The following is a 9,388-nucleotide window of genomic DNA, read 5'->3' as shown; positions in this document are numbered from 1 at the left end:
ATCAGCGAGTTTGAAGTCAAGCGCGCTGAACTGGAAAAGGCAGCTGCCGAGAAGCTGGCCGCGGCCCAGGGCGAAGGCGAAAAGCTGAACGGCCTGACCGTGCAAATCACCCAGAAGTCGGGTGTGGACGGCCGCCTGTTCGGTTCCGTCACCAACGCCGACATCGCCGAAGCGCTGGCTGGTCAAGGCTTCAAGGTTGAGAAGGCGCAAGTGCGCCTGCCGAATGGCCCGCTGAAGATCGTCGGCGACCATCCGGTCAGCGTTTCGCTGCATACCGACGTGCTGGTCGACGTGACGGTTTCCGTCCTGGGCGAACACGTCTAAGCACTGATCTCGCTACCGGTCCCGCTTGTGCCTGTTGGGCTGGCAGGGCCGGTTGCCGGTATCGGGCTTGACCAAACAAAAAGGCAGGAGCGTTTTGCTCCTGCCTTTTTGTTTGGCCGCTACCCTCGTTTGCATCATTGCCACAGGGCTGGTTGTCCCGCCGTCACTTGGCCGGACGCGGTAACAACCGGCTGCGAATTCTCCCCCGGCTGTCTGGCGGCGACCGTTATAATCCCTTCCCATGAACGCGCCCGTCGCAGACCCCCAACTAGATAATCTCAAGGTTCCACCGCACTCCATCGAGGCCGAGCAATCGGTGCTGGGTGGCTTGCTGCTGGACAATGCCGCCTGGGACCGTATCGCCGATTTCCTGTCCGAAGCGGACTTCTACCGCTTCGATCACCGGATGATCTTCCAGAGCATCTCCCGGTTGATCGCCGCCACCAAGCCCGCCGACGTCATCACTGTCTACGAGACGCTTCAGGTCGCTGGCAAGGCGGAGGAGGTGGGCGGGCTGGCCTATCTGAATTCGCTGGCGCAGAACACACCTAGTGCTGCCAATATCCGCCGCTATGCGGAAATCGTGCGCGAGCGTTCGGTGCTGCGCAAGCTGGTCACCGCGGCCGACGATATCGCCAGTGCGGCCTTCGCCCCCAAGGGGCGCGAAGTGCGGGAACTGCTCGACGAAGCCGAATCAAAGGTGTTCGCCATTGCCGAGGAGGGCTCGCGCGGGCAGAAGGGCTTCCAGGAGATCCAGCCGCTGCTGACGCAGGTGGTGGAGCGCATCGACGAGTTGTACCACCGTGACTCGAGTACCGACGTGACGGGCGTGCCGACGGGATTCATCGATCTGGACCGCATGACCAGCGGCATGCAGGCGGGCGACCTGATCATCGTTGCCGGGCGCCCCTCGATGGGTAAGACCGCCTTCTCGCTGAATATCGGCGAGCACGTGGCGGTGGAGCAGGGCCTGCCCGTGGCGGTGTTCTCGATGGAAATGGCCGGCACACAGCTGGCCATGCGTATGCTTGGCTCGGTCGGCCGCCTGGACCAGCACCGCCTGCGTACTGGCCGCCTGCTCGACGAGGACTGGCCACGGCTTACACATGCCATCCAGCGCATGAACGATGCCCAGTTGTTCATCGACGAAACCCCGGCGCTGAGCTCGATGGAACTGCGGGCCCGCTCGCGGCGGCTGGCGCGCCAGTGCGGCCAGCTTGGCCTGATCATCATCGACTATTTGCAGTTGATGTCGGGTTCGGGCGGCGGTGAAAACCGCGCGACCGAAATCTCGGAAATCTCGCGTTCGCTCAAGGGGCTGGCCAAGGAACTCAACTGTCCGGTGATCGCGCTCTCGCAGCTGAACCGAAGCCTTGAGCAGCGGCCCAACAAGCGCCCGGTGATGTCCGACTTGCGTGAATCCGGCGCTATCGAACAGGATGCCGACGTGATCCTGTTTATTTACCGTGATGAGGTCTACAACCCGGATTCGCAGGACAAGGGCACGGCCGAAATTATTATCGGTAAACAGCGTAACGGCCCCATCGGGACCGTGCGCCTGACTTTCTTGGGTCAATTCACGAAGTTTGACAACTTCAGCGGCGGCCCCGCTTTCTTCGATAACGATACCTGAAGCCTGTCCTGGCGCGGCTTGCCGGGCATCGTGGCTCGGCTGCGATGGTGGATTGTCCATGCCGCTTGTCAAAGTCCTCCGGCTTCGCTCCACAACCCTGTAAAATATTGCGTTTTGATGACAGCCGCCCCAGGGCGGCTGTCATGCAATGCGTACCTGCCTCATTCAGCAATAACCCGCGGCGCCCCCGCGCTTCGACAAGGAACATTCCATGTTCGGCCGATTCATGCCCACCGAGGGCAAGTTCTTCGAATACTTCAACCAGCATGCCGATTGCGCGGTGACCGCCGCCCGCGAGCTGGAGGTGCTGGTCAACGATCTGCCCAATGCCGAGGCGCATGCGCGCCGCGTGCAGGCCACTGAAAAGAAGGCTGATCGCATTACGCACGACACGATCGACCTGCTGCACAAGACCTTCATCACGCCGCTGGACCGCGACGAGATTCACAAGCTCATCACCACCATGGACGATATCCTCGACCTGATGGAAGACGTGGCGGAAACCATCTCGCTGTACGACGTGACCAGCCTGACGGACGAGGCGCGCAAGCTCGCCGCCATCTGCGTGCAGTGCTGCGACCAGGTCAAGATCGCGGTCGGCCTGCTTGAAGACATGAGCAATGCCAGCGCGATCCTGAAGACGGCACAGCAGATCGACCAGCTCGAGTCCGAGGCCGATCGCGTAATGCGCGCGGCGATGTCCAAGCTGTTCCGCGACGAGACGGACGTCAAGCGCCTGATCAAGCTGAAGGCCATCTACGAGCAACTGGAAACCATCACCGACAAGTGCGAGGACGTTGCCAACATCATCGAAGGCATCGTCCTGGAAAACGCCTGAGGCACACATCGGAATGCAGACCATACAAATGAGCTTGTGGGTGATCGCCCTGCTGGTGGCGCTCGCCTTGCTGTTCGATTTCATGAACGGCTTCCACGATGCCGCCAACTCGATTGCCACGGTGGTGTCGACGGGCGTGCTCAAGCCGCACCATGCGGTGGCGATGGCCGCCATGTGCAACGTGGTGGCTATCTTTATCTTCCACCTCAAGGTGGCGGCCACGGTGGGAACCGGCACGATCGACGTCAATATTGTCGATCACTATGTCATCTTCGGCGCCCTGATGGGTGCCATTGCCTGGAACCTGATCACCTGGTACTACGGCATTCCCTCGTCGTCCTCGCACGCGCTGATCGGCGGCCTGGTTGGCGCCGCGGTGGCCAAGAGCGGCACCGGTGCGCTGGTTGGTGGTGGCTTGCTCAAGACCGTGGCCTTTATCGTGATCTCACCGCTGCTGGGTTTCCTGCTCGGTTCGCTGATGATGGTGATCGTGGCCTGGACGTTCTTTCGCACGCCGCCGTCGCGGGTGGACCGCTGGTTCCGCAGGCTGCAGCTGATCTCGGCCTCGCTCTACAGCCTGGGCCACGGAGGCAATGACGCGCAAAAGACCATCGGCATCATCTGGATGTTGCTGATCGCCAGCGGTCACGTGGCGCAGGGCGGCGCGGAGCCGCCGGTCTGGGTCATCGTTTCCTGCTACGTGGCGATCGGCATGGGTACCATGTTCGGTGGCTGGCGCATCGTGCGTACCATGGGCCAGAAGATTACCAAGCTCAAGCCGGTAGGCGGCTTTTGCGCGGAGACCGGTGGCGCGATCACGCTGTTCATCGCTTCGGCGCTGGGCGTGCCGGTGTCGACCACGCACACCATCACGGGCGCCATCGTCGGCGTGGGTTCGGTGCAGAAGATGTCGGCGGTGCGCTGGGGCGTGGCGGGCAACATCGTCTGGGCCTGGGTGCTGACCATTCCGGCTTCTGCCTTCATGGCAGCCATCGCGTGGTGGATCGGCCGGCACGTGCTCTGAGCGATCGGACACCTCTTCGACAAGAATGCAAAAAGCCAGGCGCAATGCCTGGCTTTTTGTTTGTTGCGGTGCGGGAGAGCGTATGCCGTCAGCGATTGGCGAATGCGGCGATGGGGTCGTCGTCCACCGGCACCGGCGGCACAACCGATGGCTGCGGCGCCGGTGAGGCAGCCGGCGGCGGCGTAAACCCTGTCGCGACCCGTCGGGCACCGTTGTAGCGGGAGGCCCAATAGGATTTGCTCATGTCCTCAAGGCGCACCGTGCCGCCGGTGGAGGGTGCATGGACAAAGCGGTTCTGCCCGACATAGATGCCGACATGCGAATTGGCGCGGCCCGTGGTATTGAAGAAAACCAGGTCGCCCGATGCCACCTGGCTGCGCTCCAGCGCGACTCCGCGATCGCCCATGGCTTCGGTGGTGCGCGGCAAGTTGACGTTGGCGGCGCGCAGCACGACATAGCGCACCAGGCCGCTGCAGTCGAAGCCGGAGTCAGGCGTATTGCCGCCGTAGCGATAGGGCGTGCCAACCAGGGACATGGCCTGGATGGACACTTCTTCGAGCCCGGCGCTGGGATCGACCATGGGCGGGGCCGATGCCCGGGACTGGGCGCCGGGCCGCGTCGGCGGAGCAGAGGCGCAGGCGGCAAGCAGCAGCGCAGCGGTGCAAAGCGCGGGCAGGCGGGCGCTGTCGAAGACGCCGGCCAGCAAAGGCGCGGGTCTTCCGGTATGGGCTATCTGGCGCGGTGGCATCCTTCTCGGTCCGGTCCCGGGTCAGGTGCCGCGCCAGTGGCGGGCAGGCAGCGAAGCTGCCGCCCGTGGGCCTACCAGCGCAACTGTGCGTTGTATGTGCCAGTACTGACGGTTATCGACTTGGCCTGACCCTTATAAGTCGCTTCGATATTGTAGCTGCCTTGCGGGGCCTTTATCAGGCACTTCGGGCCCGATGCCGTGAAGCTGGCCACTTCGTGGCCTTCTCGCGTCATGCGTACGGCCACATCGGCGACATATTCGCCGCGACCGGGCCCATGGTGCGGATCACCATTTCGTCGGCAGCCAGCGCGGGAGCCGATAGCCATGAAAATGCGGCAATCACGATGCTGCCGGCGAGTGCCAGGCGCAATGGCCGCAATGGCCGCAATGGTCGTGATAGCTGTAGGGGCATGTACTTGCGGGCGCAAGCCAGATGGTGGTGCAGGTGGTTGTCCATCAATGTCTCCATCGATTCAACAAGCCGGAGGGGGCAAAAAAAGCGCCCGCCATTCGCCGGCACGCGAGGTGCCGATATGGCGGGCGCTCCGGATGCTTTGATGCTAGGCCAAGCCGGCAGACAAATCTGCCGGGTATGCTCCTACATGGGCTTCCGGTCGGTGGCCTTTACAGGACGTCCGCGGCATGATCGGCCAGGCGCGAGCGTTCGCCGCGCGCCAGCGTGACATGGCCACTGTGGCTCCACCCCTTGAACCGGTCTACCACGTAAGTGAGACCGGACGAGCCTTCGGTCAGGTAAGGCGTGTCGATCTGCGCGATATTGCCCAGGCAGATGATCTTGGTGCCGGGGCCGGCACGCGTTACCAGCGTCTTCATCTGCTTTGGCGTCAGGTTCTGCGCCTCATCGATGATGACGAACTTGTTGACGAAGGTGCGTCCGCGCATGAAGTTCATGCTCTTGACCTTGATGCGCGAGCGGATCAGTTCCTGGGTGGCGGCGCGGCCCCACTCGCCGGCACTGTCGTCGCTCTTTTGCAGCACTTCCAGGTTGTCGTCGAAGGCGCCCATCCAGGGCTGCATCTTTTCTTCCTCGGTGCCCGGCAGGAAGCCGATGTCCTCGCCGACCGGCACGGTGGCGCGGGTGACGATGATCTCGTTGTACAGCTTCTGGTCGAGCACCTGCTCCAGGCCCGCGGCCAGCGCCAGCAAGGTCTTGCCGGTACCGGCCTGGCCCAGCAGCGTGACGAAGTCGATCTCCGGATGCATCAGCAGGTTGAGTGCGAAGTTCTGCTCGCGGTTGCGCGCGGTCACGCTCCACACATTGTTCTTGTGGTGCGTGTAATCCTTGAGCGTCTGCAGCAGCGCTGTCTTGCCGTTGATTTCCTTGACCTGGGCGTACAGCGGCAGGCTGCCGTCGCTGGGCTCCATGTAGACGAACTGGTTGACCAGGAAGGAGGGCACCAGCGGGCCCGTCAGGCGATAGAACATCGCGCCGGACTTCGGGTCCTGCCAGCTTTCCACGCCCTTGCCATGCTTGGCCCAGAAGTCGTTGGGCAGCAGCATCACGCCCGAGTAGAGCAGGTCCTTGTCCTCGAGGACCTGGTCGTTGAAGTAATCCTCGGCGGGCAGGCCCAGGGCGCGCGCCTTGATGCGCATGTTGATGTCTTTCGACACCAGCACGACCTGGCGCTCCGGGAATTGCTGCTGCAACGCGCTGACCACGCCCAGGATCTGGTTGTCGGCCTTGCCCTGCGGCAGGCCGTCGGGCAGCTTGATCTCGTTGAGCTTGGTCTGCAGGAACAGCTTGCCTTGCGCGTCGCGGTTGCCCAGCTTGGCCAGCGGCAAGCCCTCGTCGAGCACGCCGTCGGTGCCGCCCACCAGCGCGTCCAGCGTGCGGCTGACGGTGCGCGCGTTACGGGCAACTTCGCTCATGCCCTTCTTGTGGTTGTCCAGCTCCTCGAGCGTCATCATCGGCAGATAGACGTCGTGCTCTTCGAAGCGGAACAGCGAGSWCGGGTCGTGCATTAGCACRTTGGTGTCCAGCACGAACAGCTTGCTGGGACCAACGTGTTTTTGTGCGCGGCGATTGGTGGTGCTCGGTACTGGCTTGGCGGGCGCCGAGGGTACGGCGGCCAGCGGCGGTACGGACTTCAGCGAGGACGGAGGCGCTTCCTTGGTGCGCGCTCGCGTCGAACCGCTGGCGCGGGCCACCACGGCCGGCGCGCCTTCCGCTTGGCTATTTCCGGTTTCCAGCAAGGCCACACGCTCCAGCGCCGGCACAGGTTTCTTACCCTGCGACGCTGATTTGGCCTTGGTCAGCTTGGTCACCGGGGCGAATTCGCTCGGGTCAAGCAATTGGGCAGGCTTGGCGGGCATGGTCGGCAGCGGCATGCTTGGCTTTCCTTTCAGGGGGAGAAGACGGCTGGAAAACGGCGCAGGACACTGGCGCGGCCGCTTGGCGCCGCGGACTTGCCGATCGTGTCCTGTGCGTGGGGGCAGTACAAACAAAAAAGCCGCCAGACCTGGGGGGCAGGTTTGGCGGCTTTTTTTCGGACCGGAGACACGGCAGGTCCGCTACCGGCCTGTGGCAGGAAGCGCCTGGGCCGGGACGATGAAGCAGCGTGGCATCCGGAATCTGAACTCATTAAAGGTCAATGTATCCGAACGTTTTCTGTTTTGCAATCGCTGGCCGAGACGACTTGCGAGGGTGTTGCTGCGGCGCATTAAACATGCCGTCCGCCAGGGCCAGGGAATGGCCCGGCAACCGCCCGAATCAGAGCGCGCGGACGATCTGCAGGACTTCGTCGACGTGGTTGGGGACCTTGATGCCGCGCATGGCGTGCCGCAGGATGCCCTTGCCGTCGATGATAAAGGTGCTGCGCTCGATGCCGCGCACTTCCTTGCCATACATTTTCTTCATCTTGATGACATCGAACAGATGGCAGACGGCTTCATCGCCATCGGAGATCAGCTCAAACGGCAGTTCCAGCTTGGCCTTGAAGTTCTCGTGCGACTTCAGGCTGTCGCGCGAGATGCCGAAGACCACGGTGCCGGCCTTGACGAAATCGTCATGCTGGTCGCGGAAGTTCATGGCTTCGGTGGTGCAACCCGGCGTGTTGTCCTTGGGATAGAAATACAGGACGACGGTTTTGCCGCGCTGGTCGGCAAGGCTGAACGTGCCGCCGGTGGCGGGCGCGCTGAAATCGGGTACGGGCTTGCTGAGACTGACTGTCATTCTTATGGCTCCTGGGAGGGGCAGGAAGGGGGCGGCTGCATGAGTGCTGCCACCATGGTGGCGGCAGATGGGGGCGGGCCCGGAAACTTCAAGCGTGGCGCGGACTTAACTTGCGGCACCGCCCGGCAGGCGGCGCGGCGGACTCAGGCCGGGTCTTCCAGCAGCAGGATGGCCGCCACCTTGCGGCCTTCAGCCATCAGGATATTGTAGGTGCGGCAGGCGGCCTGGAGATCCATCGCGTCTACGCCCACATGCAGGCGCGCCAGGGACGCGGTCAGGCGGGGGTGGGGGAAGCGCAGGCGGTTGCCGGTGCCAAGCAGCACCACCTCGGGCGAGTGCGCCAGCAGGCCTTCGAAATGCGCCGGCTCCAGGTCTTCGAAGCGCTGCACCGGCCAGGGCCGGATCTCGCCCTCGGGCATGACCAGCACGGATTCCGTGTAGCGCACCATATTGATGTCGATATAGCCCGGTCCGTAGGACGTCACCGTATTGAGAGCATTGGGCTGGTCAGCGTGGAGTTTCAAGGGCAAACCTTATCGGGCGCTGCCTTGGGCGGCCGTCCGGCACCCGGCCGGGCCGCGCAAGGCGGGTTGAGAGCATTTTGGGGCAGGTCGGGAGGGGGTTGCCGTCGCGGGGGCCGGGTGACGGCGCCGTACGCTGCAATGCAAGAATCCCTGCCGAAGTCTGTCATAATCCGATAAATTATAGCTTTTGCCTTCCTGCCTGCCACGTTTTGCGTTGCATCGCAGCGGATGCGCACAACGGGCCGCTCCTTTCCCACCCAGATTCCCTAGATTGCCGCCGCCAGCCGGCGGCGCTTGCCTCCTGCCGACATCGCCGTGAAACCGATCCAGAAATCCAATAAGCTCAACAATGTTTGCTATGACATCCGCGGCCCGGTGCTGGAGAAGGCCAAGCAGATGGAAGAGGAAGGCCACAAGATCATCAAGCTGAACATCGGCAACCTGGCCGTGTTCGGCTTCGACGCGCCGGAAGAGATCCAGCAGGACATGATGCGCAACCTGCCCAACTCGGCAGCCTACTCGGATTCCAAGGGCATCTTCGCCGCGCGCAAGGCGATCATGCACTACACGCAGCAGAAGAACATCGAGGGCGTTGGCCTGGACGATATCTACGTCGGCAACGGCGCCTCGGAACTGATCGTGATGTCGATGAACGCGCTGCTCAACAGCGGCGACGAAGTGCTGGTGCCGGCGCCGGATTACCCGCTTTGGACGGCCGCCGTGAGCCTCTCGGGGGGCACCCCGGTGCACTATGTGTGCGACGAGGCCAATGAATGGATGCCCGATCTCGACGATATCCGGGCCAAGATCACSCCGAAYACCAAGGCGATCGTCGTCATCAACCCSAACAACCCCACCGGCGCGCTGTACTCGGACGAACTGCTCAAGAGCATCGTGACGATCGCGCGCGAGCATGGGCTGATCATCTTCGCGGACGAGATCTACGACAAGGTGCTGTACGACGGCCATACCCACACCTCGATCGCCTCGCTGTCGACCGATGTGCTGACCGTCACGTTCAACGGCTTGTCGAAGAACTACCGCTCGTGCGGCTACCGGTCCGGCTGGATGGTGGTGTCGGGCGACAAGCGGCCCGCCCTGGAC

10 protein-coding genes are annotated in these 9,388 nt (G+C 63.0%); 5 read left to right on the top strand and 5 right to left on the bottom strand.

The window, feature by feature from the left end:
• The 4 genes from rplI to AC1DKD_RS39045 form a co-directional block, all read left to right on the top strand.
• Window positions 1-324, top strand: a 324-nt coding sequence (gene rplI / locus AC1DKD_RS39060; protein ID WP_477144545.1) for a 50S ribosomal protein L9, incomplete at its 5' end; no start/stop codon positions are given.
• 241 nt (window positions 325-565) lie between these two features.
• The gene (locus tag AC1DKD_RS39055) at window positions 566-1,957 is read left to right on the top strand and encodes a replicative DNA helicase (RefSeq protein ID WP_035872375.1); all 1,392 of its coding nucleotides are present in this window, start codon (window positions 566-568) and stop codon (window positions 1,955-1,957) included.
• A gap of 211 nt (window positions 1,958-2,168) precedes the next feature.
• On the top strand, window positions 2,169-2,795 hold the full coding sequence (locus AC1DKD_RS39050) for a DUF47 domain-containing protein (protein WP_035872371.1): 627 nt from the start codon (window positions 2,169-2,171) through the stop codon (window positions 2,793-2,795).
• 13 nt (window positions 2,796-2,808) lie between these two features.
• Window positions 2,809-3,819, top strand: a complete 1,011-nt coding sequence (locus AC1DKD_RS39045) for an inorganic phosphate transporter (RefSeq protein ID WP_045239979.1) — start codon at window positions 2,809-2,811, stop codon at window positions 3,817-3,819.
• An 88-nt stretch (window positions 3,820-3,907) separates the two neighbouring features.
• Here the strand turns inward: AC1DKD_RS39045 and AC1DKD_RS39040 are convergent, their stop codons facing one another.
• The 5 genes from AC1DKD_RS39040 to AC1DKD_RS39020 form a co-directional block, all read right to left on the bottom strand.
• Entirely contained in the window at window positions 3,908-4,567 is a 660-nt protein-coding gene (locus AC1DKD_RS39040) for a C40 family peptidase (protein WP_441630787.1), read from the bottom strand.
• Window positions 4,568-4,796: 229 nt separating this feature from the next.
• Window positions 4,797-5,024: a hypothetical protein gene (locus AC1DKD_RS39035; protein ID WP_477144544.1), complete on the bottom strand. Its 228-nt coding sequence runs from the start codon at window positions 5,022-5,024 to the stop codon at window positions 4,797-4,799.
• A gap of 167 nt (window positions 5,025-5,191) precedes the next feature.
• On the bottom strand, window positions 5,192-6,916 hold the full coding sequence (locus tag AC1DKD_RS39030) for a PhoH family protein (protein WP_477144543.1): 1,725 nt from the start codon (window positions 6,914-6,916) through the stop codon (window positions 5,192-5,194).
• 382 nt (window positions 6,917-7,298) lie between these two features.
• Window positions 7,299-7,760, bottom strand: a complete 462-nt coding sequence (locus tag AC1DKD_RS39025) for a peroxiredoxin (RefSeq protein ID WP_035872353.1) — start codon at window positions 7,758-7,760, stop codon at window positions 7,299-7,301.
• 143 nt (window positions 7,761-7,903) lie between these two features.
• The gene (locus AC1DKD_RS39020; protein ID WP_035872350.1) at window positions 7,904-8,284 is read right to left on the bottom strand and encodes an Mth938-like domain-containing protein; all 381 of its coding nucleotides are present in this window, start codon (window positions 8,282-8,284) and stop codon (window positions 7,904-7,906) included.
• A 315-nt stretch (window positions 8,285-8,599) separates the two neighbouring features.
• Here AC1DKD_RS39020 and AC1DKD_RS39015 point away from each other — a divergent pair.
• Window positions 8,600-9,388, top strand: a 789-nt coding sequence (locus tag AC1DKD_RS39015; RefSeq protein ID WP_477144542.1) for an aminotransferase class I/II-fold pyridoxal phosphate-dependent enzyme, incomplete at its 3' end; no start/stop codon positions are given.

Source organism: Cupriavidus sp. 05T313 (assembly GCF_056396665.1).
The sequence above is the reverse complement of the archived record's forward strand: the minus strand, read 5'-3'. Positions and strand labels throughout refer to the sequence as shown.

Bases quoted from the DNA above. Each gene is read 5' to 3' on its own strand.
- AC1DKD_RS39025 (WP_035872353.1), bottom strand. From the start codon at position 7,760: ATGACAGTCAGTCTCAGCAAGCCCGTACCCGATTTCAGCGCGCCCGCC.
- AC1DKD_RS39035 (WP_477144544.1), bottom strand. From the start codon at position 5,024: ATGGACAACCACCTGCACCACCATCTGGCTTGCGCCCGCAAGTACATG.
- AC1DKD_RS39040 (WP_441630787.1), bottom strand. From the start codon at position 4,567: ATGCCACCGCGCCAGATAGCCCATACCGGAAGACCCGCGCCTTTGCTG.
- AC1DKD_RS39055 (WP_035872375.1), top strand. From the start codon at position 566: ATGAACGCGCCCGTCGCAGACCCCCAACTAGATAATCTCAAGGTTCCA.
- AC1DKD_RS39045 (WP_045239979.1), top strand. From the start codon at position 2,809: ATGCAGACCATACAAATGAGCTTGTGGGTGATCGCCCTGCTGGTGGCG.
- AC1DKD_RS39050 (WP_035872371.1), top strand. From the start codon at position 2,169: ATGTTCGGCCGATTCATGCCCACCGAGGGCAAGTTCTTCGAATACTTC.